Raw genomic sequence first — 23,360 nt, 5'->3', positions numbered from 1 at the left:
AGATACGCACGGGCGGGCCGCCCGTGCCACGGGCGCTACAGCTTTTCGACTTGAGAGAAGTCGAGCTCGACCGGGGTGTCGCGGCCGAAGATGTTGATAAGGACCTTGAGCTTCTCCTTGTCCGGGGTGACCTCTTCGATCTTTCCGGTGAAGTCGGAGAACGGGCCTTCGACGACGCGGATCGCGTCGCCCTTGTTCCAGTTAACCTTCGGCGCCTCTTTGCTCGCCTCGAGATTCGTCATGATGCGGCGCACCTCGTACTCTTCGAGGGGAACCGGCTTGTTGCCGCTCTGTACGAACCCGGTTACTCCGCTGGTGGACTTCACGAGCTTGAACGTGTCGTCCGTCATCTGCATTTGGATAAGGATATAGCCCGGGAAAACTTTCCGGTCCATCTCATATCGCTTGCCGTTTCGGGTTTGCATCTCTCGCTCCGTGGGAATGAGGATCTGGTACATGTCGACGTCCCAGAATCCTTCGACCTGGGCGCGACGCGTTAAGACGTCCTTAACCTTGTTTTCGTGACCCGCGATCGTGTGGACCGCATACCATGCCTTAGGCATCTGTTACCCCACCCGTCCTTTCGTGATGAAATCGACGATGAACTGGAAGACGTAGCCGATGGTGGTGAGGAAGATCACCAACATAACGCAGACGGCAAGCACGACCCCGGTGAGACGGTTGGTTTCCGCCCGAGTTGGCCAACTCACCTTCTTCATCTCGCGGACGACTTCGTTGAAGAACCCCTTCAAGCCTCGCTTGCTCTTTGGAACCGGAACTCCCCCGCGCGGTCGCGAGGAGCCGGGCTCCGGCAGGTTTTTCTGTTTTGGGTCGTCCGGGCCAGATCCGCTATTCGACATCGACGTTGTTACCATCTACGTTAGACCCCGGCGAGATACGCGAGGGATTCGCCCATGATACCCCCGCCGGAAAGCCGATAGACACCGACATCACGCGAAGTGCAGCGGTTATGGCACAGGAATGTGAGCGAGACATTGCACCTGGCACGATTTCCGGTTACAGTAGAACCACCTATCCGGCGGTTTGTCGCTGGGGGACAAATTATCTGCTTATCGCCACAAAAACCATGGGAACTTCCGGTCCTTACAGTGAGTTGGAGTACCTCATCCTAGCGATGGTCGGGGAGAACATTTCTTCCGGCTACGCGATGAGGAAAGAGATGAATCGTATGCGAGGTGGTCGGTGGAGCGCCGAAAGCGGCTCCGTGTACCGGGTACTACGCAGACTTGAAAAAGACAACCTTCTTTTAGAGGCGCGGCGCGTGGGCGTTCCCAACCGGGAGCGCACCGAGTATGAGCTCACGCCGCACGGCGAAGCGCTGTTGCACAGCTGGCTGACCTTCCCCCCAGATCGCACAGAGTTGGCGTTTCTGGTCGACCCAATCCGTACCCGCAGCTACTTTCTCGGCCGCTTGCGCACCACCGAGCAGATGCGGGTCGTTAAGACGTGGCTTCAGGAGAGCAAGCACTTCGTGGCCGATCTCCGGCGCGATTTGGAGGCAACTTCCTTCAACCGCCCAATCCAGGACGCCGCGTACCAGAACCTGCTCTACTTGGCCGAGGCCCGGCACGAGTGGCTCAAAAAGCTGCTTTCCCAGATCAAACAGGTAAGCGGAGTCCCCGCCGCCGCCGTCGGCGTCGCGGACGAAGAGATCTAGGAAACGGCATCAGGCGTAAAACGCCTACGAAAAGGCAACGAGGATCCAAGGCAACGAGGCACTTGGATCTAGAGCCTCTGGTCGCTCATCGAGTGATGGTGTGGATCTTGTAGCGCTTCTTTCCGTCCGGAGTGTCGAAAACGACGGAGTCGCCGGGAGCGTGGCCGTAGAGCGCGGTTCCCATCGGTGACTCGTTGCTAAGCAGGTCTCGCGACGGATCGGATTCGATGCTGCTCACGATTCGAACTTCGAACTTGTCCGAGAACTCCAGATCCTCGACGGTTACCAGCGAGCCGATGCCGACCCGGTCGGTCGGAATATTGTCCGGTTCGAGAATATGGGCATTGCCGAAGATCGCCTTCAGCTCGCCGATTCGATTCTCGACCATCGCTTGCTCGAACTTAACTTCGTCAAGCTCGCTGTTGTCTTCGCTGAACTCGCCATGTTGCTGACTTTCACGAATGCGGTCGGCAATCTCCGGCCGCTTGACCGTGGTGAGATACTCCAGCTCCTGCTGCAGGGCCGCGTGCCCTTCGGGTGTGAGCAGGATGCCGCTCAGCGGTTCGTGGATCATTTCTTCGTTCATCAGGTAACCCTTAGGGGACGCATTATAGCCCCAAAACTTCTCGCCGAATTATCTTCGGGCGACTCGGCATATCTTTGTGGGCCAATCCGCACTTTGGGTTCCGTCCGATTTTCGGTGTTCTCAAGTCAAACATCTCTTGTGGGCCGAATGGGACGGGTGAGACCCATGAGCCCCAGACGTCGCAGAAGACCCATCCGTTCGCTCACTTCACATGCCACAGCCCGCGCCAATCCACCCCAACGCCAGCGAAGCGAAACACCGCAACGTGGCCGCCCCGCGAACTTCCCGCCCAACTCATTCCGTCCATTTCTCATTCCCTGCGCTGATGCGCTGGTAGAGTTCCCCTGATGCGTTTGGCGCCCATTGTCCTGCTTACTTCGCTTGCGGCGTGTTGCCTGGGTCAGTCGGCGGGCGGCAGCCTTTTTAATTCGACCCGATTCGACGCGACGATCGTCGTTCGAACGCCGCCGATAGGGCCGTCGCTATTGGAAGTGACGGTACTCAAGCCAACCTACTCGCACGAACTTCTCCGAAGCCAGATCGAGCTGATGGGGAAGGAACTCCATTTCGTGCCGGGCGCGGTTGCGATTCTCGACCATCGATTCGACGCTAGCGACCCCAGCGCGAGCGTCGTCAAAGCGAGTTTTACGATGGGTGGTCTTGTGGACCGCGAGCACGGAATTCTGCGGCTTCAACCGATCGCCCGAAGCTTTGCCCTCGCGAGCGCCAACGATAAGCTCGATGCACTCATGGTCCAGTTCGAGGGGGAACGGGCGGGCACGAATACGCTGCAGGCATGTTCCGAGAGCTCCGGCTGCTCGGGTGCCAGACTCGAAGGTCGTGTAGAGGAAGCTCCGTTCGGTACCGAGTATCGGATCAAGCTTCTGGGCCACGACCCGGACAAAATTATTATCCCGGACGATAAGCGGGAGCTCCCCGCTCCGAAGCCGGTAAAGGCGGCCTCCGCCCATACCGACTGGACCCTTATCGCCCTTCTCGTCGTTGCCGCCTTCGCCTTCGGGGCGTTGGTATACTCGCTCCTATCTCGGGGCCGCCCACGGACGCGCGCATAGATCTCTCACTATCTTCTTGAGGAGTTGCCTAAACCCAAGCCATGATTCCGCTCGATTCCCTTACGATGCATCAGCTCATCCGGATGACGTACGACATCAGTGCGTCCGACCTTATGGTCAAAGCCGGCCAGGTCCCGATGAGCAAGCGCTACAACGTGATCAGCCCGATCAGCCCCGAGCTCCCGGTGCTCGACGAACGAACGGTCAAGCGCATGCTCGGCGAGTTGATGAACGACCGCCAGCGGCGTGTTTTCGAGGAGACCATGGAAATGGACCTCGGCTTCACGGTCGAAGGTCTTTGCCGCGTTCGCTGCAACATCTACATGAACCGAGGCGGTTGGGCGAGTGTCAGCCGCGTCGTCCCGCTCCGGATCAAGACCCTCGAGGAGCTTGGCTTGCCGCCGACCCTCGCGGAATTGACCAAGCACGGCATGGGGCTCGTCCTGGTTACCGGGCCGACCGGTTCCGGAAAGACGACCACCCTCGCCGCGATGCTCGACATCATCAACCAGAACCGGTCCTGCCATATGGTCACGGTCGAGGACCCGCTCGAATTTATTCATGCGGATAAGAAGGCGTACGTCAGCCAACGCGAAGTCGGAATCGACACCCTCGACTTCCAGCCCGCGCTTCGCGCCTCCCTTCGTGAAGCTCCGGACGTGATCCTCATCGGTGAAATGCGCGATGTCACCACCATGGGCATCGCCCTCCAAGCCGGTGAAACCGGCCACCTCGTCTTCTCCACCGTCCACACTGCCAGCGCGTACGAGACGATGGACCGCGTCATCAACATGTTCCCGCCGCACGAGAAGATGTACATGTGCCAGCGAATGGGCGGCTCTCTACGGGCGATCGTGGCGCAAAAGCTCGTTCCGCGGGCGGATGGCGAAGGGCGCGTAGCCGCTCTGGAAATCCTGATCTGCACGCCGACGGTCACCAAGAAGATCGAAGACGGCCACTTTAGCGACCTTTACTCGCTTATGAACGAAGGCGAGTTCTGGGGCATGCAGACGATGAATCAGAGTCTCGTCCGGTACGTAAAGGCCGGAATCATCAGCGAAGAAACCGCGATGAAGAATGCTGGCGTCGCTTCCGAGCTCAAGCAAATGCTTCGCCGCTAACGTCCTACATTCCAACATGTCGCCAAGGATCGCCCATCCGACGCAAGCCAACGGCAGTGCTGCCGTTGGCAAAGCGGGAGCAGTCGTCGCTACGACGACCTTATTTGGCGCAAATGTGTGGGCCAAACGCCCTGGCGCGGGTCTCCCCTTGGAATTTCCGGTGTTGGGTGCGATGATGATGAAGAAGGGAGAAGTGGTCTGCCGATGGCCATAACGATCGACTCACTGCTTGCCGCGCTGGTTGAGAACGACGCGAGTGATTTGCACCTCAAGTCGGGACAGCCCCCCGTCATGCGTATTCGTGGCGAGCTCCAGCGGTTTCCGCAGTACTCGATGCTTCCTTCGGAGCATGACCACATGCTTCTGGGGATGCTCAACGAAGAGCGCCTGGAGCGGCTTGAAGAGCAGAAAGAGGTCGACCTTTCCTACAACCTTCCCGGCGTTTCGCGCTTTCGGGTGAATATGTTTTGGCAGCGGGGCCATATCGGCGCCGTCATGCGCGTCATCCCGCACCGAATCCGAACGATCGCGGAATTGGGGATGCCGACGGTTTGCGAGCGGATTTCGCTTCTCCCTCGCGGTCTGATCCTCGTCACCGGGCCGACCGGCTCCGGTAAGTCGACTTCGCTGGCCGCGATGATCGATCATATCAACAGCCACAAGCGCGCCCACGTCATGACGATCGAAGATCCGATCGAGTACGTGCACAAGGATAAGACCTCCATCGTCAACCAGCGCGAGCTGGCCACCGATACGCATTCTTTCTCGGAGGCGTTGCGTCACGTGATGCGGCAAAACCCGGACGTCATCCTCGTCGGCGAAATGCGCGACCTGGAGACGATCCAGCTCGCGATCACCGCCGCCGAGACCGGCCACTTGGTTTTATCCACGCTGCACACCGTGGACGCCGCCCAGACGATGGACCGCATCGTCGACGTCTTCACCCCCGAGCAGCAGGCCCAGGTACGGACCCAACTATCGTCTACTATTCAGGCGGTTATTTCGCAAACGCTTATTCCCACTTTGGACGGCACCGGCAGAACGGCGGCGTACGAAGTGATGGTGGCCACATCCGCAATCCGGACGCTGATTCGCGACGGAAAGACTCACTCGCTCTATATGGATATTCAGACTGGCGCGGACCTCGGCATGCAAACCCTCGATGGTTGCCTATTGCGCCTGGTGAAGGAGCGAAAGATCGACTACGAACACGCGCTGGCCAAGTGTTCGAACGCTCAGGAATTCGTGCGCCGAGCCGCGAATATGGGACTCGTGGAGGTGCAGCCAAGTGCGGTCCGTTGAGTCGTTCCTGATCGAGACGGTTGAGGCGGATGGCTCGGACCTCCACTTCAAAACGGACACCGGGAAGGCATACCTCCGGGTTCACGGCGACCTCTTAGAGGTGGAGGCTCCTTCGTTCACGAACGAAGAATTCAGAGCCGAGCTGTACAAACTATTGCGCCCGCAGCAGATCGTCAAGTTCGAGCGAGATCTCGAGTTGGACTTCTCCTTCGAGTTGCCGGGAATCTCCCGATTTCGAGGAAACGCCTATCAGCAGCGCGGTCACGTCCAAGCCGCCTTCCGCGTGATTCCTTACGAGATCCAGTCGATGGAGGATCTCAACCTGCCACCGGCCACCTACGACTTCATTGAGCGCCCTCGCGGGCTTGTCCTCGTCACCGGTCCGGCCGGCTCGGGCAAGTCGACGACCTTGGCGGCGATGTTGGATCGAATCAATCGAACCCAGCCGGTACACATCGTAACCGTCGAGGACCCGATCGAGTTTGTGCACGAGGACCATGTGGCGCTGATCAACCAGCGCGAGCTGGAAGTCGACACCGTCTCATTCGCCAACGCTCTCAAGTACGTGCTTCGCCAAGACCCGGACGTGATTCTCGTGGGCGAGATGCGCGACTTGGAGACGATCCACCTCGCGATCACCGCCGCGGAAACCGGGCACCTCGTCTTCGGAACTCTGCACACGGTCGACTCGATTCAGACCGTCGATCGTATTGTCGACGTCTTCCCGACGCACCAGCAGCAGCAGATCCGAATGCAGCTCAGCGTGAACCTGGTTGGCGTCGTTTCTCAGACCCTCGTTCGCCGAAAAGACGGCCGGGGCCGGATCGCCGCCCACGAGGTGATGGTCGCCACCTCTGCCATCCGCAACCTGGTCCGAGAGAGCAAGACCTACCAGATTGGGTCGATCATCCAAACCGGCGCGAAGCAGCGAATGAACACGCTGGATCAGGCGCTCGCGAATCTTGTCGAGCGTGGCTTGGTCACCAAAGAAGATGCCCGTCAGCGATCGAAGGACCCGATGGAGTTCGACCGGCTCTTGGCGATCGACGCCAAGAAAGCGGCGCCAACTCCGCAGGGCCCAGCCGCCGGCACCTACGGCTCCAATCGACAACAGACCTACAACGGCCAACAGCCCCCGGTAAACCCCTCCCACCACCCCCACGCTCCCGTTCGCAACCAGCCGAACCGGCCGGCGTATCGACGGGATTAGTCTTCGACCGACATTGAACTCCCCTACGTCCGCAGGACGCGTAGCCGCAGGTTGGCTCGTACCTGCGCGAGGATGTTTCGTCTATTGATCGAACATGTGGATCGGAGGGGATCTGTCGCGCAGGTACGAGCCAACCTGCGGCTACAACGCTGCGCGTTATGGCGGAGGGTACGTCAGGTGTCCCCCTAAAGCTCCCGATCCCGGTACCCTCTAGGCGTGGAAATCGACCCTGGGCTCTTTCAGGAGAATGAGCGCACCGCACCTTCCGCCGACAATCGGCGCTATGCCCAGATAGGCCCTCTCGACTGCGAGGCCGGCGGGCGCCTGGAAGAGGTTACGATCGCCTATGAGACTTGGGGGAAGCTAAACGCGGCGAGGGATAACGCCATCGTCGTGTGCCACGCCCTCACGGGAGACTCTCACGCTATCGGGTGGTGGAGCAACCTCATCGGACCCGGGAAGGCGATCGACACCGACCGGTACTTCGTAATCGGCACGAACTCTCTCGGAGGATGCCAAGGCACTACCGGCCCTGCCTCGCCTCATCCCGACGACGGACGGCCATATGCCAGCCGGTTTCCGATCATCACTCTTCGGGACATGATCGAGGTCCAAATACGGCTCATCGACACCTTGGGCATCGACTGCCTCCGCGCCGTAGCCGGAGGAAGCATGGGAGGAATGCAGGCGCTTCAGTGGACCGTACAGGCCCCGGGACGCGTGCGTAAGGCATTTGTCACCGCAAGCTGCGCGGCCCACTCGGCGATGCAGATCGGATTTAACGAAGCCGCCCGCCAAGCGATCATCCGCGACCCGAAGTGGAGAGGCGGCGACTACCCGCCCGATGACGGACCGGACGCGGGCCTGAGCGTATCTCGAATGATCGGACATCTGAGCTTCCTAAGCGAGCAGGCGTTCGCCGCCAAGTTTGGCCGCCGTCTGCAAGGGAAGGATCGCCCCGACTACCGCCTTGGCGTGGAGTTCGAGGTTGAGAGCTACCTCAACTACCAGGGCGACAAGTTCACGCGACGCTTCGATGCCAACTCGTTCCTGATCCTTACCCGGGCGATCGATTATCTTGAACTGACCTCCCTGAGCGCGAGCGAGAGCGAGTACCTCTTCGTCAGTTTCTCCACCGACTGGCTCTACCCCAGCCATCAAAGCCGCCATCTCCTGCAGATGGCAAGGGACGCCGGATGCCCGGCTCGGCACGTCGAAATCGACCTCCCGTACGGCCACGATGCCTTCCTGCTCGACGGCGTTCAGCAAGGAGCGCACCTAAATGATTTTCTTTCGAATTAGGTTGCTGATAAATACCTAAGCCTGACGACCGCATGCCCGCTCCACACCGTAGAATCCTCCAATGACCGACGGCGTCGATTTCCGAGTATTGGAGGGTCGATTCGCCCTGGTAAAGCTTCCTTCGGGCTCGGAGGTCCCACCATGTCCGCCGAATGCCGAGATTTGGTCGGTGACCGTTACCGAGGATGAGGTTTCGCTCGTTTGTCCGGAAGGAGATGCTCCGACCGACCCCGACGAGTACATCGAGCGCTCTTGGCGTTGCATCAAGGTTTCGGGACCCCTCGACTTCCAGTTGAAGGGGATCTTGGTGAGCTTGCTGGAACCGTTGGCGTCGGCCGGCGTCTCGGTATTCGCCCTCAGTACCTACTTCACTGACTACATTTTGGTGAAGGAGCATGCCCTCAAGACCGCCATTGAGGCATTGACCGCAGCGGGACACCGAAGTTAGCCTTCAATCCTAGGCATAGGGCACTAGATCTCCTGTTCGTTACCCACGACCAAATCCCCCTTTTCTTGCGTAAAGCGAACCACCCCAACACTGTTTTCGTCACGAAATCGTGCTCACGGTCTGGTTAGTTGCAATCACCGTTCAGAAGCGTGCCGCCACCCCCTGGCGGGTCTTCAATTTTGGCGGGCCTCACGTCACGGTCCAGGTGCCGGGCATCCCGCCGCTCGTCGAAAAGCAGGCTCTTTACGGAGGAACTTCGTACCTGTATGAGAGAAGCTTTGGAAAGCTCGCCTGCTCGTTCGCCACGGCTCAGTACTCCCTCGCCAAGAAGATCAAATCCCAACGTCAGGCTCAGATCAATCTAAACCAACGAGCGAACGACCTCGGCCTGACCGGGTTCAAAGGGAAACAGCGGCTAATGGTGAGCGCCGGGGCCGACCGCGCGGTGGCTTACGGCGAAGGCACGGTTAAGGGACGACGATTCGGAGTCGTCACAGACTTCATCCACTCCGGAGACCGCGTCTGGTTCGTCGTCATGTCGTGGCCGAAGTCTGATCGAAATGCCGAGCAGACCAGCCTGCGGATATCGAAATCGCTGCACTGGCAGTAGCATCGGCTCCCAGCCGCAATCTCCCCGAACGAACCCGCCAGACGAGGTGCCTGGAGGGATCGTTTGGGATTCATCGGCTGGGAGCCGATGCTACGTGGCTAGTTGTAGCCTGGCAGGAACTCGCCTTCGGCTTCGAAGAGGCGGTCGACCATCTCAAATGCTTCGGCGGGGGAGCAGACCGCAGCGGTGAGGGGATCCATCGCCAGGGCGTACTTCGCGAGCTGCTTCGACTTCTGAATCGCCGCATCGGCGGCCAAATCGAACATCCGCATGTTCGAGTCGCAGATCGCCGCCATCTGCGAGGGAAGCCTTCCGAACTTCGTGGGCTGGATGCCGTTGTGGTTGATCAAACAGGCCACTTCCACGCAGCCGTCGGCGGGAAGGTTGGAGATCAGCCCCTCGTTCGCCACGTTGCCGTGGATCATGATCGGTACGTTCTTCTCGATCGACTCGATGATCCAAGCGCCGTACTCGTAGCTTCGCTCCAGCTTGATCGGATCCTCGCCCGAGAGCTGGCGCTCACGCCCGGCATCCTGTCCCTTGCGCCAAGTCGGCCAGTTATTCGCGTAGAAGCTCTCCTCGCCCCGGTAGCCGGTGTCGGTGTACTTCTCCAAGAGGTCTTTCCGCTTCCGGTAGTAGGGAAGGTACTCGCTGAGATGGCCGCTCGATTCGGTAATGAACGCGCCGAAGTGGAGCATCATATCGCTCCGAACCGGCTCGTTCGTGGAGAACTTGCTCGACCGATCCCGCGCCTGCTCCATCAAGATCGGATACAGCGACTTACCGTCTGGACCGTTGAATTCCGTGAACCAGGCCAGATGGTTGATGCCGGCGCATTTCCACTGGACCCGCTCGTACGGGGTGCCTGCGTACTCCGCCAGCATGCGCGACGTCCCCTGAACCGAGTGGCACAGGCCTACGACCGGGATCTCCGGGACGGCCCGCGATGCGGCTAGGCACATCATGTTCATCGGATTCGTATAGTTAAGAACCACGACCTGGGGGCAAAGCTCGCGGGCGTCGCGCAGGATATCCAACCAAACCGGGATCGTGCGGAGCCCTTTCATCAAGCCGCCCGGGCCGATTGTGTCGCCGATATTTTGGCTGACCCCGAACTCGAGTGGAATGTCGTTGTCGTATCGGACGCAGGCGACGCCGCTTACTTCGATCGCGTTAACGATGTAATCGGTGCCCGGGAGGAGTTCGCGGCGATTGGTGCTCGCTCGGACCGTCCACTTGTGCTCCGCCCCTAGCTCCTGAACGATCTTGTTCATGAGCTTCTCGGTTAACGCCAACCGCTCGGCGTCGATATCGATCAACCGGAGCTCGCCCCCCTGGTTACCGGGGATGAGCGTCACGTCTTTCAGGATCGAAGTGGTGAAGAAGCTTCCCGCCCCGACCATCGTGACGTTGATCTTTCGGGGCATCAGACCCGGCAGGCCGGTTTTTTTCGTCCGGTTTGGTGTGCGTTGCGTGCGACTCGGAGTGGGCGGATTCGGTGATGGCAGCCATGTTTTCAGCAGGTGGATACATTCGGGCGACCGGAGTCGCGGCAGTGACGGATCGAGACGAATTATATACCTGCAAAGCCTGTTAACGCGTTAACGTTCAGGAAAACAAAGAGCCCCTCCTAGGGAGGCGCCCTTTGTTACTTACCTGTCGGCGGCGTGGCATGGTTACCGCCCGGGGGGCCGTACCCGGCGGGCGGCGGACGCTTCGAAAAGTCGTCCTTGGAGTAGCCCGCTTCCGCCGGCTCCGACTTGCAGCCGGCGACGAGCAAGATGGCGGCGGCCATCAAGAAGAGTGGCCACCGTGACTCTATCGTAGCGCGTCCCATTGGTTCAGGTACCGCTTGTTGAAGCAACCGCCTCCGTTGCCGTCGGTGGTCCCTCCCGGAATGTCGACGGTAGTCTCCGGCTTCACGCTCTTGGCATGCCCATCGGTGTAGACCACGGGAGAGCTGCCGGCATAGAAGCGATCGATGTAGCCCTTATACGTGGGATCGGGAGCGCTCCAGAGCGACTTCTGACCTGGGAGAACGCCGTTGTTTCCGTCCTTGGCGTCGCTGCTGCTAGGTCCTTGGAACACCGCGTTCCAAACTCCGAAGGCGCCTTCCATCTTGCCCGCTGCCGAGTCGTGGTCGGTGCCGGGCGGCGTCGAGGATCGGGTGGCGAAGAGAACGGTTTGGGCGACCTGGTTAATTTGGGTTTGCGAGCGGGTCCCATTCTCATACCAGTTTGTGGGACCCCAGTCGGACGGACCATTGAACCCAATCACGCCGCGGAACTTCCAGAAAGCGCCCGCGCCGCCGGCGCAGTCCCCGCCCAGTAGACCGTTTGCCACGTAGCTCACCTTGGGGCCGGAATCGTAGGCGGTCGTCGTTCGGGTGTTGTCGTCCGGATCCTTGAGGATGCCGTACGACTTCATGTACGGCATCGTCAACATGGACCACGAGAGCTGCCATCCGTAGCCGTTGGCGATGCTGGCGTACTGGGCCACGAACTGGTCGTCGGTATCGCCCGCATACATGATCGAAGCGGTTCCGAGCTGCTTTACGTTGCTCAAAGACTGGGCGCCCTTGGCCGCGTTTTTGGCTTGAGCGAAGACGGGGAAGAGAATGGCCGCCAGGATCGCGATGATGGCGATCACGACGAGCAGCTCGATAAGGGTGAAGGCGCGATGATTGCTTCTTTGCATTAAGGTATTTCCTTTCGAGATGGGCCGCGGCGACGCGGACGTACGAGGAGTAACGGCGCTTTACGTGGTAGTGCCGACGATAAGTTGGACCGGCAAAGTGGTCTCAGGAGGGAAAGCGTTTCCTTCGATCGAAGCACGGAGAACTTCGATCGCGGCCATGCCGACGTTGGGCCAGGCCGCACGAATCGTGGTGAGCTTCCACCGAGGTTCGACGGAAGGCTCGCAGCCGTTGTAGCCGGCGACGGCAACATCCTCCGGCACCCGAAATCCGAGGTCGGCGAGCTGAGTGGCGACCCGGTGAGCCGGAGCATCGTCCCAGCATTGGATCGCGGTGACCCGCTCGGGACCTGAGATCCTCTTGAGGTCCTCTTCCGACAGACGGCGATGGATCTCCGGCGGCAAGGCGGCATTTTCCAGATGTCCACTGACCGGGTCTCCGTCGATCACCGTCATTCCGAGCGACTTCGCCTCCTCGTGAAAGCTTCTGTATCGCTCGACGACGGAAGGGAACGGGTAGTCGCTTGGGACGTACAGGACCCTGCGGTGCCCCCGCTCAGCCAGGTGGCGTGCTTGCAGTCGCCCTCCTTCTGCCGCATCGACCGACACCGTCGGAATCTGCGGGATCCGGTCCGCGATCGCGACGACCGGGAGGTGGCTTCCGGCCAGCAACGCGGTGATCGGATGATCGGGCCGGGCCGTGATGATCAGCCCGTCCAAGCGTCCGTCTTCCAGGTTGGCGACGACGTCGCGGGGTCCATGGCCGGAGTGCGGCGTATAGAGGAGCAGGTTCAACCGGTGGAGCGCGCACCCCGCCTGCAAGCCGCTCATCACTTCCGCGATGTACGAGTTGCGGGGATCGATGTACTCGTAGCCGGAGAAGAACCCCACGATTCCGGTTCGCCGGTTCCTAAGCGACCGGGCGAGTCCGTTTGGGCGGTAATTAAGCTCCTCGGCCGCTTTCAGAATCGCTCGTCGCGTTTCCTCGGACACCTTGGTCCCGGACTTCGATCCGTTTAGCACCACCGACGCGGTCGACGCGCCGACGCCGACGCGCTCTCCGATTTCTTTTAGGGTGGCCGGCCGGCGAGTGCTCACAAATCCATGATAACATGAAAACAATCGATTGTTCTAAGAAAACAATCGATTGTTGAAAGCGTCATGTTCTCGCTCGTATTTCTCCTTGCTCCCAGCTTTTCCCCTTCGATCGGCGAGGTGCGGATGATTTCTGGACCGGCACGGCCCGGTCGGATTTCGGAGTGGAGCATCGAGTTGTCGGCCCGGTACCGCGACCCGTTCGACGCGGCCGACATGGCGCTCGATGGCGACGTGATAACCCCCTCCGGAAAGCGCCTACGCATTCCCGGCTTTTTGTACCGTCCCTATCGGCGCGAAATTGGGAAGGTTACGCTTCCCATTGCTTACTCCTCCACCGAAGCGCTTCGCTCGGGAGCGGCGGCGAAAGAGAGGACCTATCCGGCGGGCGAGATTTTGACCCCCTCGGGGCCTGAAAGTTGGCGTGTTCGGTTCACCCCGACCGAGGCCGGGTCGTACCGAATCTCGTTCGTCGTGCGAGACCATGACGGAACCGCCGGAAGCAGAACCCTCCTATTTAGAGTCGCCGGTAAACCGTCGGCCGGATTCGTCCGTATCGACCCCAGCAATCCGCGGGGCTTTCGCCTGACTACCGGCCAATCTTTCTTCCCGTTGGGTGCGAACATCGGTTGGGCCGGCGAGCGGGGTACCCGCGATTACGACGATTGGCTGCCGAATTACGCTTCGGCCGGAGCCAATTGGGGGAGGGTTTGGCTGTCGCCTGGTTGGACGACTTTCGCGCTTGAAAAACCGGGCCAGCTAGGCTTCGACCTTGCCAACGCTTGGCGACTCGACTGCGTGCTGAGCTCGGCGCGCGCGAAGGGGATTCGGTTGGCGCTGTGCATCGATTCGTACAACGTCTTGTGCGACAAGGTCAACTGGCCGGAGTGGGAGCGCTCCCCTTTCAATCGGCTCAATGGGGGCGTTATCGACCAGCCGTCCCAGTTCTGGTCCGACCCGGAGACCGCCCGCCGTTACCGAAACAAGCTCCGCTACCTGGTGGCCCGTTGGGGAGCCGACCCGGCCGTTTTCGGGTGGGAGTTTTGGAACGAGGTGGATGGGGTCACCGGCTATCAAGTAGAGGGGGTGCGAGAGTGGCACCGACGCATGGGCGCATACCTGCGAACGATCGATCCTTATCGGCACCTCATCTCCACAAGCTTTGGCGGCAACGGCTCCGGAGCGGGCGACGCCACGATCTTCTCCTTGCCCGAGCTCGACTACTCGGTTTCGCACCTCTACGAAGCTCCCGACGCTCCGCTCGCGGTTTCTCATGCGCAACGTCGACTGGGCGCGCTCGGCAAGCCACACTTCGTAGCAGAGGCGGGAGCCGATACCACGGGACCGCGCTCGAACGACGATCCGACCGGATTACAGCTTCACGATCCACTTTGGGCAAGCTTGGCGAGCGGAGCCTCGGGCGGCAGCATGCTGTGGTGGTGGGACTCATACATCCACCCCCGCCACCTCTACCCACTTTTCCGGCCGGCTGCCGACTTTATGAACGGAATCGACTGGGGCAGGGAAGCACTGTCCCCGGTCGCGGCGCGGCCGGCATTTCTCGTCGCCCCGAAAAGACCGCTCCGGCGCGACATTCGCCCAGAGTCCGGCCCGGCGGACTGGTCTAGATCGGAGCTGAATCGGCCCAAGGTCGTTCGCATCGACCGGTCAGGCGCGGCCGGCGGACCGGTGGCGGGGCTTCTGCACGGTACCGGCAACCATCCCGACCTGCACAATCCGATTACCTTTCGGACCGATCTCCCTTGGCCGACTCGTTTTGCGGTGGAAGTGGGGGATGTCTCCGGCTATGGCGGGGCGGCGCTACGGATTTCTCTAGACGGCAAGTCGATTGTCGATGAAGCCTTCCCGGACCCCGATGGAGACCGGGTTACCGACACTCTCAAGAAATACGCCGGCGATCGCATTGTCGAAATCCCACCGGGGGGACATACGGTCATCGTGGAGAATCTTGGCCAAGACTGGGTGAAGGCGGAGTACCGATTTGAGCAGGCAGGTGAGCGAACGGCCCCCGCACTGATCGCATGGGCCGTCGCGGGTCCCCGGCTTGCGATCGCCTGGGTTCGGCAGGAGGAAAGAACTTGGCGGCGGGTCGCCGAGCGCAAGATCGCCATCGACCCGGTACCGCCTTCGAGACTGATCGTCACCGGTATCTCCCCCGGCAGGTGGTCCGCGGAAGTGTGGGACACTTGGAAAGGCGGGGTCGTGACCCTCCAACCAATTGTCGTTGGGCCAGCCGGAGAAGCGGATGTTAGGTTGCCGAAAATCTCGTCTGACATCGCGGTAAAGCTTCGAAGGGAATCTGCCCCTCGTTCAATCCGCAGAAAAGTGAACAGGTAATCATCCTGGAGTCGTCTGATCCGCAGAACTGAACTATAATTTGCCGTATAGGTATATGGGAGGTTCCCGTCTACCTACTCGGAGTTGGAGAGGGAGAGCAACAACACGATGTCGAAAGGTTCCAGTCCTGGTATGGACAGCAAACTGATCCTGTTGATTGAGGATAACGTTGACGACGAGCGACTGACGCTCCGGGCGTTGCGCCGCAACAACATCATGAATGAGGTGGTGGTCGCCTGCGACGGACAGGAGGCGATCGACTATCTGTTCGGCACCGGCTCCTTTTCCGGTCGCGACCTGTCGGTGATGCCGGCGGTCGTAATTCTCGACCTCAAGCTTCCGCGTTTAAGCGGCCTTGAGGTCCTGAAGCGCATTCGCTCCGTTCCCGCGACCATGCGTCTGCCGGTGGTCGTGCTGACGTCGTCTGAGGATGTCAACCAGATCGAGGAGAGCTACGCCTTGGGAGCCAACTCTTTCATCCAGAAGCCGACCGACCCTACCGAGTTCTCGGAGATGGTCCTCCAGGTCGCCATGTACTGGCTGCTCCTGAACCGAACGACCCCGGAACGCATGCTCGCTTAGCGACGCGTTGACGAAAAGCGGGCCGACGAAACGTCGGCCCGCTTTTTTGTTTTTGATCGCTGCAGTAACTTCCGACTATTGGTACCTCCATAACATAGTTTGCGGGTAGCATTCGCACATATTTGTTCCTCGGTTACGGGTCAACGCCGATCATTGGAGACAGATGCAAATGAACCCTCGGTCCGTCAAATTCGCTCGCCATCTGCTCGCCCTCTTCTCGCTTCTCTTTGCGAGTGCGATCGCGTCGGCCCAGGCGCTGCCCAAGGTTCTTTGGCATTCCGATGGTTGGTTGACCACCCAAGCACTTGGCTATTTGGCGCCCTTGAGGACCTCTTTTTCAAGGGACGGAAGCCGGATGCTCATCTGGAACAACGTCGGCTTCGCCGTTTACAACTCCAGCAATGGGGCTCTCGTGTCCTATGTTGCGTTCCAGTTGCACGCCTACGGCATTGGTATTTCGACCGCCTGCATTTCGAACGATGGATTGAAGGTTTATTATCAGATGCCGGGCGAGAACGTCGCGATCCATGACGTTGCGACCCAGACCCAAACCAACGTCGAGATTTCTGGGGTGAGTCTTACGGGCCTCACCGCCTATACGATGTGTCTCTCCGAGGATGGATCTACCTTGGGGTTCACTACCCAGTCGAACGGTCCTGCCGGCCACGTCAATACCGTCTATCTCTACGACCTAAATGGGAAGAAGCTGATCAATCGCTTTCCTGTCCAGGTTCCGGGGCAAACCGCCTTCACTCGATCGATGAGTTTCTTCGGAGGCGGCAAAAAGCTCGCGCTGGACGGTCCGACCGTATACGATCTCAGCGGAAAGCAACTTGGCTCGATTAACAACGTGGGAGCGCCATGCCTGGTGTCGCCGGATCAGAAGATCCTCTATGTTTACAACGCCGGTTACTACGAGGCGTACGGAACCCTTAGCGCCTACAACTCCACCACCTTGGCCCCGCTCTGGTCGGTAAAGACCCCGTCCTACCATTCGGCCGCCGCGGCAAGCGCCGACGGGAAGGCGGTCTTTATCGGCGCCGCCACCCTTGGCCACTGGGGCGTCGTGGGATACTCGTCAAAGGACGGCCAAGCTTTGCCCCATGGATACGACTATCCGATGCCGACCCAAAGCGGGCAGGATGCGCCCGCCCTGGTACTAAGCCCAGTGGGTACCACCGCCGCGACCGCGCTCATCGGCCCCGGTACCCAAGAGTCGCAGGCACGCGTCGTCAAGCTCGACACGACTTCGGGCCTTGGGACACTGGCGTACAACCTTTTCGAAGGTTCATCCAAGACCTCCCAATATGCGGTTACCACCGCCTCGGGGCCGATGCTCGTGAGCGACGATTGGCACTCCTTGGCGAACACGAACCCTGGAACCTGGGCGACGACGTTGCGTAGCGCGGCTACCGGTTTGCCGGCGCTATCGATTCCGGCGATCGCCGCCCTCGTGAGCCCGAACGCTCAATACTACATTAGTAAATCGTCGAGCTTTATCCAGGTCTATCAGGTCGGTACCGACAAGCTCTTGGCGACCCTGTATCCGCCGACCGGATCGTACATCTACTATGTGGGCTGGGGACCCAAAAGCGATCAACTCTACGTGCTGACGTCGGACACTGCCGGCAGTAAGATTTCTCTGCTTATCGAGGCGTTCAACGGATCGAAGTTCACTCTAACCACTTCCATCCCTTCGAGCAATTCCAAGGGGCTCACCGGTATCGCGGGTGGGTTTAGCTCCGACGGAAAGCGCTTGGCGATGTTGAACATGGACGGCAAAGCGACGATTCAAATCTTCGATACTACCAACGGCGCTTTGACCGGCACCATCAAAGCAGATGTATCTAGTCGAGGAATCCTCAGGTTCGATTCCGCGCGGACGTCCCAGACCGGGCCAAGCCTCCTCGGAATCTTCGAGGTCATCGGCGGCTCCGCACCCGTCAACGAGTATCGCGTCTACGACATCTCGGCCGTGCCAAAGATCGTCTCCGCCATGACTTATCCGATCACCTACTACGTGTCGGGAAGCCCTTACGATGGAACGATATCGCCGGACGGGAAATACGTCGCCATGGGCGACCTAGCGCGATACGCATACGGAGATAGCCGTCGTATGGTGTCGATCCATCTGTTCCGAGGCTCGGACGGCACCCCGCTCGGCACCTGGACCGGTATGCCGGGAGGGCAGCCTCACTTGTGCTTTAGCTCCGACACCTCGGTGCTGAGCTACCAGAACATCTCGCCGCCCGATATCTACTCCACGACCGGCCTGTTCACCCTCAGCCTTCCGCCCTCGGGCTTTGTGCAGGTTCTAAAACCGGCCGCGGTGTTTGGAGGTACTTCGTCGGTTGCTACGCTCACCTTCGATCGAGCGATGCCGGAGGCGACGCCGGTTTCGCTGCATAGCTCCTCCCCAAGCGCCACCGTTCTCGCTTCGATCGTGGTTCCGGCCGGGGCGACCAGCGCGACCTTTACGGTGACGACCTTACCGGTTAGCGCGTCGACGACGGCCCAAATCTCCTCGTCGCTTGGCTCCCTGAGCGCCACGACCACTTTGACGATCAATCCTGCGAACGCGCTAACCCTGACGGTCAACCCGACAAGCGTGAAAGGCGGCGTCGCCTCGATCGGAACCGTGACCCTCAACGCTCCCGCGGGGCCAAGTGGCGTCGTGGTCAAGCTCACCTCTAGGAACACCAAGGTCGCCAATCCGAAGGTCGCGACGATCACCGTCGCCGCCGGCAAAACCACGGCCACGTTCAGCATCGCCACTATCGTTCCCACCGCCGACACGAACGTGATCATCGACGCCGCCGCGCCGACATTCGCTGGCTCGGCGACGCTAACGGTGACGAAGTAGCCCGCTAAAGCTTGAGAATCCGCGCTGCGGATTCCATGTCTTTGTCGCCGCGGCCGGACATGTTGACAAGGACTCGCTCGCCGGGTTTGAAGAGAGATTTATCCCAAAGCGGCGCAAAGGCGTGGGCGCTTTCGAACGCCGGAATGAGCCCTTCGAGTCGGGCGACCTTTTGCAGCGCCTGGAGCGCGGGCTCGTCATCGACCGCCATGTAAACGACCCGTCCGGCGTCTTTCAGATAGCTATGCTCCGCGCCGACGCCGGGGTAGTCGAGGCCGGCGCTGACCGAGTGGGTGCCGAGAACCTGCCCATGTTCGTCTTGCATCATGTAGCTGTAGCTGCCGTGCAAAACCCCGGGGGTGCCGGCGCTTAGCGGGGCCGCGTGTTCGCCGCTGAGGATGCCGTGGCCGCCCGCTTCGACGCCGATCAGCCGCACGTTCGGATCTTCCAGGAACGCGGCATAGAATCCAATCGCGTTGGAGCCGCCGCCGACGCAGGCGATGCCGCAGTCGGGGAGCCGGCCATACCGGTGAAGGTACTGCGCGCGCGCCTCGTCGCCGATCACGCGCTGAAATTCTCGGACCATGTACGGATACGGATGGGGTCCGGCCGCGGTGCCGATGATGTAGTGGGTGTCTCCCACGTTGGTGACCCAGTCGCGCATCGCCTCGTTCAAGGCGTCTTTGAGCGTCCGGGTACCGCTGGAGACCGGGTGGACTTTGGCGCCGAGGAGCTTCATTCGGAAGACGTTGAGCTGCTGGCGGACGGTGTCCTCCTCGCCCATGTACACCTCACACTGCAGGCCGAAGAGGGCGCAGACGGTGGCGGTAGCGACGCCGTGCTGCCCCGCGCCGGTCTCCGCGATAATCCGCTTCTTCCCCATGCGAAGCGCTAAGAGGCATTGCCCCAAGGCGTTATTGATCTTGTGAGCGCCTGTGTGGTTCAGGTCTTCTCGTTTAACCACCACGTGAAGTCCCGTCTCCTCGGAGATCCGAGTCGCTTCGGTGATCGGGGTCGGTCGCCCCACATATTCGGAAAGGTACCGCCGGAACTCGGCCTTAAACGATTCGTCCGCCCAGGCGGTATCGAACTCACGCTCCAACTCCTCCAAGGCGGGGATCAGCGTTTCTGGGACAAACCGTCCCCCATAGGCGCCAAAGCGCCCCCGAGAATCGGGTCGGGTAAGCATGAGGCTATAGGGTACCGGTTGTCGAGCTGTCGAGGTATTGAGGCCCTAACCTCTTTGATGGTACGTCCGTGGTTTCATGCATCCCATCAGTCCACAAGCCACACAAATCCCGGCTATCCCCTCAAACTATCCCCACTTCCGTCGCCCAAGCCCTTAGGCATTCTCCAGGCGTGCGGGAAGTGGGGGGGAGGAGCTCGTAGACGGGGGTACCTTGCCAGAGCTCTTGGTCGAAGCCGCCGTCCCGGGCCTCGAACGATAGCTTCGGTACGCCGAACTGGTCGCCGGGGCGGGTGAGGTCGCCGAGTAACACCTTTTCCGCCAACGCCAGAAGGAACGGCTCGGCGAAGGGCAGGTCCTCCTCGAAGAGGTTCAGAATCTCATGCTCGGGGAGATTGAATTTCCGCATCCCCATCGTGAACGCATGGCGTCCATCCGGGCGGACTCTAAAGCCGACGCTTACGTGATCGCGGGCATCGACTCGCGGGTCGAGCCGGGGAACGTGAAACACTTCGTCAGGGAGGAGGTACCGCTGGCTGACGGCGTCGGCGACCACTCCCTCTCCGAGACTGGCGATCCGTGCAGCGACGCCGAGGAAGAGATCGAGGGCGGGGTAAACCAGCGGGTCGAAGCTCTCAAAGACGAGCTGCGCTAGATTCCAGGTGCCGCGCAGGCGGGCGAGCATCTCCGGATTGGCGGTCGCCGACATGGCGCTCTGAGCGAACGCTTCCGGGTCGAATCCGGCTTCCTCTTTGCTGATGACGACCAAGCGAATGACCGTTTTACGGTCCTTCGAGGCGACCACGTAGGTTCCGCGCTCGAGAGGACGATGGAGGATCGTGCGGTCGGCCGAATCACCGGCCAGTGGCGCCCCAAAGCCCTCCATCGCGCCCCCCTCGCCCTTCGGATTGACGATCTCCACGATCGAGGGAAGCACCGAACTAGAGCAGAGCACCGATAGGTAGTAAGACTGGCCGATCTCGAAACCCGGTCCCTTAGGTCGGCTGAACTGCCAGGGTCGCATACGGTTAGGTTACTCTCCCGAAGTAGCGTCGGCGCCCCTCGCCGATGATCTGACGTACCGAAGAGGCGGCAGGCATGGGGTCGAGAACCTACACCAAAGGGAAAGCTATCGCCGTGCCTTTTTCCCTTTCCGTGGGGGGCGAACCTCTTCCTCGACCACCGAGGAAGCTTCTTGAACCGGAGCGGCTTCCAACGATTTGTGCAAAATCCGGTGCCAGACGCCCGGAATCCAGGCGATGAGGTAAGCGCCGAGGCTGCGCGACCAAGAGGCCACGGCGTAGGGCATTTCCGAGCCGTCGGCGCGCTCACCATGCCACGAGGTGTCGGCGGAAGAAGCGTAAGTGACGAGCTTCAACGGGTCTACCGCGTCGAGGTAGGCGGCGGAAGAGGGTCGGAGCTGGCTGCCGTGGGGGAAGCGGACGACGGTGCGCCAGCGGCGCATGCGATGTCCCAGCCGCTCGGCCCAGGCTGAAACCTCCTCACCGTCGTAGAAGCACAGATAGCACGAGACCATCAGGAACGAGAACAGCGGAATGTTCATGCTGTACTCGATGTACCCATGCATCAGCACACCCGCCAAAAGCACGTATTTGCGAAGCGGCCGGAAGAAGACGAGCGTCGCCAACGCAAATTCGATGATAAGCGTTCCGTAGGTAGTGAGGTAGACGAACGGAACTTCGTTCACGAAGCGGGGAACCGGGAATCGGTAGAACTCCGCCAAGCGTGAAGGAAAGTAGGTCGCGATTCCCTGCCGCCAAAAGGTGCCGAAATACTTCAACCAAACGGTGGTGAAGTAAACGAGCGCCGTGTTGTAGCACACCAATCGCTGGGCCCACAGAGAAACCTTAATCGGTACCGGCGCGATGGTGCCTTTCCACAGGCCGATGAGACGATCTACCGAACACGCGAGCCCGCAGGGCGCCAAAGCTAGATAGAGCACGGACACCCGGAGAACCGTGTCGCCACCGTGCAGAATCGCCGCGTTACGGTGCTGCAAAGAGACCACGCCGATAGCGAGCGCGATCGTGCTGAAGCGCGTCCACAGTCCTAGGGCGGTGGTCAGCGAAAACAGCGTGATTAGGAAGAAAAACGGAATCGCGATCCGGGCATCGGTGACGCCATTCAGCAGGTCGATGCGGGGAATCGTAATCTTGTGCAGGGAAGGTTCCGAGAAAAGCGGGTAGTTAGGGTCCAGCCAGAGTTGACCCAGCCAAGCCGGCACATATCCCTTTTCGCTGAACCACGACTCCCAGTGGAGCCATAGAAGAAAGCAGTTGAGAAAGCTAAGCGACCCGATCAGAATGCGGAAGAGCCCCAACGTTGTCGGTGACCCGTGGTCGAACCAATATCGGTCGAGGCTTTGGAGAATCCCCGGCGACTCGTCGTCTACGACAATCGGCTTCTTCAGGGCCACATGTTCCTCATTTTTTGCAGCTCCTTCTGGTCGACCGCGTACTCGTAGTACATGAACTTGTTGTAGTCCTTCCACTGAGGCTTGTCGGGCGGCATTACCTGATACCAGTGTCTCGTTAGTCGAACCGAAACCGGAGGATTCTTAGGGTTATCGTTCAGGTAGGCGATCCTGCGGGCGAATAGTGGCCAGAGGTAGGTGTAGCCTTCGTCATTGGCCCGCTCGAAATATTTGCGATAACGCTCCTGAGCGTATTTGTTGGGCAGAGGGAGCAGAAACATGCGGGGGTAGAGGTAGTACTTCTTGGTTCCATCCCGATAGATCACCTCGGAGTCGACCCAGAAGTCGATCTGAGCTGGGTTCGGAGCGAACATATCCCAGTACTGCCAAAATCCGGAGACGAACAGATAGGTCCGGAGCGGTTGGATCGTCTTTAGATAGCGGTCGTTCCAGACAAGGAGATAATCGCTACCGAGCGGCTTTGCCTTCCCGGTCCGCACTGCTTCTTGTGGCGCTGGAGTTGCCCACACGGTGATGCAGAACAGGTGGAAGACGACGAACGCCTTGATATACCAAGGGGCGTTCGGCTTCTCGCCCGCTTGCCGCCTGGCCTTGTCCTTCGCCCAAAGGTGCAGGAGCATCAGGGTGACGCCGATGGTTCGTACCGCCGTGGTGATCCCGACGACGACGGGGATGGCCAATCCGGCGTGAAGAAACAGGTCTTCGAAGTTGTTGCCGTAGGGCAGAATGAGCAGCAATAAGCCCACTAAGAAAACGTAAACGCTTCTCAATGGGCTTTTGCGCATGCTCGATACTCTCTC

At 60.2% G+C, this 23,360-nt stretch carries 22 protein-coding genes; 11 read left to right on the top strand and 11 right to left on the bottom strand.

Annotated features, from left to right (window positions below; all coding sequences use genetic code 11):
- Positions 1-35: 35 nt before the first annotated feature.
- Positions 36-563, bottom strand: a complete 528-nt coding sequence (nusG, locus tag OP10G_RS00285) for a transcription termination/antitermination protein NusG (protein WP_025227895.1) — start codon at positions 561-563, stop codon at positions 36-38.
- Between the two features lie 3 nt (positions 564-566).
- Positions 567-860, bottom strand: coding sequence for a preprotein translocase subunit SecE (gene secE / locus OP10G_RS00280; RefSeq protein ID WP_025227896.1), 294 nt, complete (start codon positions 858-860; stop codon positions 567-569).
- A gap of 227 nt (positions 861-1,087) precedes the next feature.
- Between secE and OP10G_RS00275 the strand changes: the two genes are divergently transcribed.
- Positions 1,088-1,678, top strand: coding sequence for a PadR family transcriptional regulator (locus tag OP10G_RS00275; RefSeq protein ID WP_025227897.1), 591 nt, complete (start codon positions 1,088-1,090; stop codon positions 1,676-1,678).
- An 85-nt stretch (positions 1,679-1,763) separates the two neighbouring features.
- On the opposite strand, the gene OP10G_RS00270 is transcribed toward OP10G_RS00275, so the two are convergent.
- A complete protein-coding gene (locus OP10G_RS00270) occupies positions 1,764-2,264 on the bottom strand; it encodes a GreA/GreB family elongation factor (protein ID WP_052547447.1) in 501 nt (166 codons plus the stop codon).
- A 347-nt stretch (positions 2,265-2,611) separates the two neighbouring features.
- On the opposite strand from OP10G_RS00270, the gene OP10G_RS00265 reads away from it, so the two are divergent.
- The 7 genes from OP10G_RS00265 to OP10G_RS00235 all read left to right on the top strand — a co-directional run bounded on the left by OP10G_RS00265 (position 2,612) and on the right by OP10G_RS00235 (position 9,330).
- Positions 2,612-3,337, top strand: coding sequence for a hypothetical protein (locus OP10G_RS00265; protein ID WP_025227899.1), 726 nt, complete (start codon positions 2,612-2,614; stop codon positions 3,335-3,337).
- Positions 3,338-3,378: 41 nt separating this feature from the next.
- Positions 3,379-4,458 carry a type IV pilus twitching motility protein PilT gene (locus tag OP10G_RS00260; RefSeq protein ID WP_025227900.1) on the top strand — a complete coding sequence of 360 codons (1,080 nt, stop codon included), beginning with the start codon at positions 3,379-3,381 and terminating at the stop codon, positions 4,456-4,458.
- A gap of 204 nt (positions 4,459-4,662) precedes the next feature.
- A complete protein-coding gene (locus OP10G_RS00255; RefSeq protein ID WP_025227901.1) occupies positions 4,663-5,760 on the top strand; it encodes a type IV pilus twitching motility protein PilT in 1,098 nt (365 codons plus the stop codon).
- Complete coding sequence (locus OP10G_RS00250; RefSeq protein WP_025227902.1) at positions 5,747-6,970, top strand: type IV pilus twitching motility protein PilT; 1,224 nt, start codon at positions 5,747-5,749, stop codon at positions 6,968-6,970. The genes OP10G_RS00255 and OP10G_RS00250 overlap by 14 nt, the downstream gene beginning before the upstream one ends.
- Before the next feature lie 216 nt (positions 6,971-7,186).
- Positions 7,187-8,272, top strand: a complete 1,086-nt coding sequence (gene metX / locus OP10G_RS00245) for a homoserine O-acetyltransferase MetX (RefSeq protein ID WP_025227903.1) — start codon at positions 7,187-7,189, stop codon at positions 8,270-8,272.
- A 61-nt stretch (positions 8,273-8,333) separates the two neighbouring features.
- Positions 8,334-8,720, top strand: coding sequence for an ACT domain-containing protein (locus tag OP10G_RS00240; RefSeq protein WP_025227904.1), 387 nt, complete (start codon positions 8,334-8,336; stop codon positions 8,718-8,720).
- A gap of 109 nt (positions 8,721-8,829) precedes the next feature.
- Positions 8,830-9,330, top strand: a complete 501-nt coding sequence (locus OP10G_RS00235; protein WP_025227905.1) for a hypothetical protein — start codon at positions 8,830-8,832, stop codon at positions 9,328-9,330.
- A 98-nt stretch (positions 9,331-9,428) separates the two neighbouring features.
- Here the strand turns inward: OP10G_RS00235 and OP10G_RS00230 are convergent, their stop codons facing one another.
- The 4 genes from OP10G_RS00230 to OP10G_RS00220 form a co-directional block, all read right to left on the bottom strand.
- Entirely contained in the window at positions 9,429-10,757 is a 1,329-nt protein-coding gene (locus OP10G_RS00230; protein WP_038472250.1) for a family 4 glycosyl hydrolase, read from the bottom strand.
- A gap of 221 nt (positions 10,758-10,978) precedes the next feature.
- Positions 10,979-11,125 (bottom strand): hypothetical protein, encoded by a 147-nt coding sequence (locus OP10G_RS26590; protein WP_158409091.1) that lies wholly within the window; start codon positions 11,123-11,125, stop codon positions 10,979-10,981.
- 23 nt (positions 11,126-11,148) lie between these two features.
- The gene (locus OP10G_RS23690; protein WP_025227907.1) at positions 11,149-12,027 is read right to left on the bottom strand and encodes a prepilin-type N-terminal cleavage/methylation domain-containing protein; all 879 of its coding nucleotides are present in this window, start codon (positions 12,025-12,027) and stop codon (positions 11,149-11,151) included.
- Positions 12,028-12,087: 60 nt separating this feature from the next.
- Positions 12,088-13,122, bottom strand: a complete 1,035-nt coding sequence (locus tag OP10G_RS00220) for a LacI family DNA-binding transcriptional regulator (RefSeq protein ID WP_025227908.1) — start codon at positions 13,120-13,122, stop codon at positions 12,088-12,090.
- 63 nt (positions 13,123-13,185) lie between these two features.
- On the opposite strand from OP10G_RS00220, the gene OP10G_RS00215 reads away from it, so the two are divergent.
- The 3 genes from OP10G_RS00215 to OP10G_RS00205 all read left to right on the top strand — a co-directional run bounded on the left by OP10G_RS00215 (position 13,186) and on the right by OP10G_RS00205 (position 18,922).
- Positions 13,186-15,477 (top strand): glycoside hydrolase 5 family protein, encoded by a 2,292-nt coding sequence (locus tag OP10G_RS00215; RefSeq protein ID WP_025227909.1) that lies wholly within the window; start codon positions 13,186-13,188, stop codon positions 15,475-15,477.
- Positions 15,478-15,609: 132 nt separating this feature from the next.
- Complete coding sequence (locus tag OP10G_RS00210; RefSeq protein WP_025227910.1) at positions 15,610-16,059, top strand: response regulator; 450 nt, start codon at positions 15,610-15,612, stop codon at positions 16,057-16,059.
- 169 nt (positions 16,060-16,228) lie between these two features.
- Complete coding sequence (locus OP10G_RS00205) at positions 16,229-18,922, top strand: hypothetical protein (RefSeq protein WP_144240916.1); 2,694 nt, start codon at positions 16,229-16,231, stop codon at positions 18,920-18,922.
- Positions 18,923-18,926: 4 nt separating this feature from the next.
- Here OP10G_RS00205 and trpB read toward each other — a convergent pair whose 3' ends face one another.
- The 4 genes from trpB to OP10G_RS00185 form a co-directional block, all read right to left on the bottom strand.
- Complete coding sequence (gene trpB, locus OP10G_RS00200) at positions 18,927-20,108, bottom strand: tryptophan synthase subunit beta (protein WP_025227912.1); 1,182 nt, start codon at positions 20,106-20,108, stop codon at positions 18,927-18,929.
- 121 nt (positions 20,109-20,229) lie between these two features.
- A complete protein-coding gene (locus OP10G_RS00195) occupies positions 20,230-21,129 on the bottom strand; it encodes a hypothetical protein (RefSeq protein WP_025227913.1) in 900 nt (299 codons plus the stop codon).
- A gap of 105 nt (positions 21,130-21,234) precedes the next feature.
- Positions 21,235-22,542, bottom strand: coding sequence for an HTTM domain-containing protein (locus OP10G_RS00190; protein ID WP_025227914.1), 1,308 nt, complete (start codon positions 22,540-22,542; stop codon positions 21,235-21,237).
- The gene (locus OP10G_RS00185; RefSeq protein ID WP_025227915.1) at positions 22,533-23,345 is read right to left on the bottom strand and encodes a hypothetical protein; all 813 of its coding nucleotides are present in this window, start codon (positions 23,343-23,345) and stop codon (positions 22,533-22,535) included. The genes OP10G_RS00190 and OP10G_RS00185 overlap by 10 nt, the downstream gene beginning before the upstream one ends.
- Between the last annotated feature and the right edge of the window lie 15 nt (positions 23,346-23,360).

This window comes from Fimbriimonas ginsengisoli Gsoil 348 (genome assembly GCF_000724625.1).
Classification (GTDB): domain Bacteria; phylum Armatimonadota; class Fimbriimonadia; order Fimbriimonadales; family Fimbriimonadaceae; genus Fimbriimonas; species Fimbriimonas ginsengisoli.
Note: the sequence above shows the minus strand (reverse complement) of the source record. Positions and strands in the feature narration are given on the sequence as shown.

Coding starts and splice junctions, on each gene's coding strand:
- secE (WP_025227896.1), bottom strand. CDS start 860: ATGTCGAATAGCGGATCTGGCCCGGACGACCCAAAACAGAAAAACCTG.
- OP10G_RS00275 (WP_025227897.1), top strand. CDS start 1,088: ATGGGAACTTCCGGTCCTTACAGTGAGTTGGAGTACCTCATCCTAGCG.
- trpB (WP_025227912.1), bottom strand. CDS start 20,108: ATGCTTACCCGACCCGATTCTCGGGGGCGCTTTGGCGCCTATGGGGGA.
- OP10G_RS23690 (WP_025227907.1), bottom strand. CDS start 12,027: ATGCAAAGAAGCAATCATCGCGCCTTCACCCTTATCGAGCTGCTCGTC.
- OP10G_RS00270 (WP_052547447.1), bottom strand. CDS start 2,264: ATGAACGAAGAAATGATCCACGAACCGCTGAGCGGCATCCTGCTCACA.
- OP10G_RS00210 (WP_025227910.1), top strand. CDS start 15,610: ATGGACAGCAAACTGATCCTGTTGATTGAGGATAACGTTGACGACGAG.
- nusG (WP_025227895.1), bottom strand. CDS start 563: ATGCCTAAGGCATGGTATGCGGTCCACACGATCGCGGGTCACGAAAAC.
- OP10G_RS00230 (WP_038472250.1), bottom strand. CDS start 10,757: ATGCCCCGAAAGATCAACGTCACGATGGTCGGGGCGGGAAGCTTCTTC.
- OP10G_RS00195 (WP_025227913.1), bottom strand. CDS start 21,129: ATGCGACCCTGGCAGTTCAGCCGACCTAAGGGACCGGGTTTCGAGATC.
- OP10G_RS00260 (WP_025227900.1), top strand. CDS start 3,379: ATGATTCCGCTCGATTCCCTTACGATGCATCAGCTCATCCGGATGACG.
- OP10G_RS00215 (WP_025227909.1), top strand. CDS start 13,186: ATGTTCTCGCTCGTATTTCTCCTTGCTCCCAGCTTTTCCCCTTCGATC.
- OP10G_RS00205 (WP_144240916.1), top strand. CDS start 16,229: ATGAACCCTCGGTCCGTCAAATTCGCTCGCCATCTGCTCGCCCTCTTC.
- OP10G_RS00265 (WP_025227899.1), top strand. CDS start 2,612: ATGCGTTTGGCGCCCATTGTCCTGCTTACTTCGCTTGCGGCGTGTTGC.
- OP10G_RS26590 (WP_158409091.1), bottom strand. CDS start 11,125: ATGGCCGCCGCCATCTTGCTCGTCGCCGGCTGCAAGTCGGAGCCGGCG.
- OP10G_RS00240 (WP_025227904.1), top strand. CDS start 8,334: ATGACCGACGGCGTCGATTTCCGAGTATTGGAGGGTCGATTCGCCCTG.
- OP10G_RS00185 (WP_025227915.1), bottom strand. CDS start 23,345: ATGCGCAAAAGCCCATTGAGAAGCGTTTACGTTTTCTTAGTGGGCTTA.
- OP10G_RS00255 (WP_025227901.1), top strand. CDS start 4,663: ATGGCCATAACGATCGACTCACTGCTTGCCGCGCTGGTTGAGAACGAC.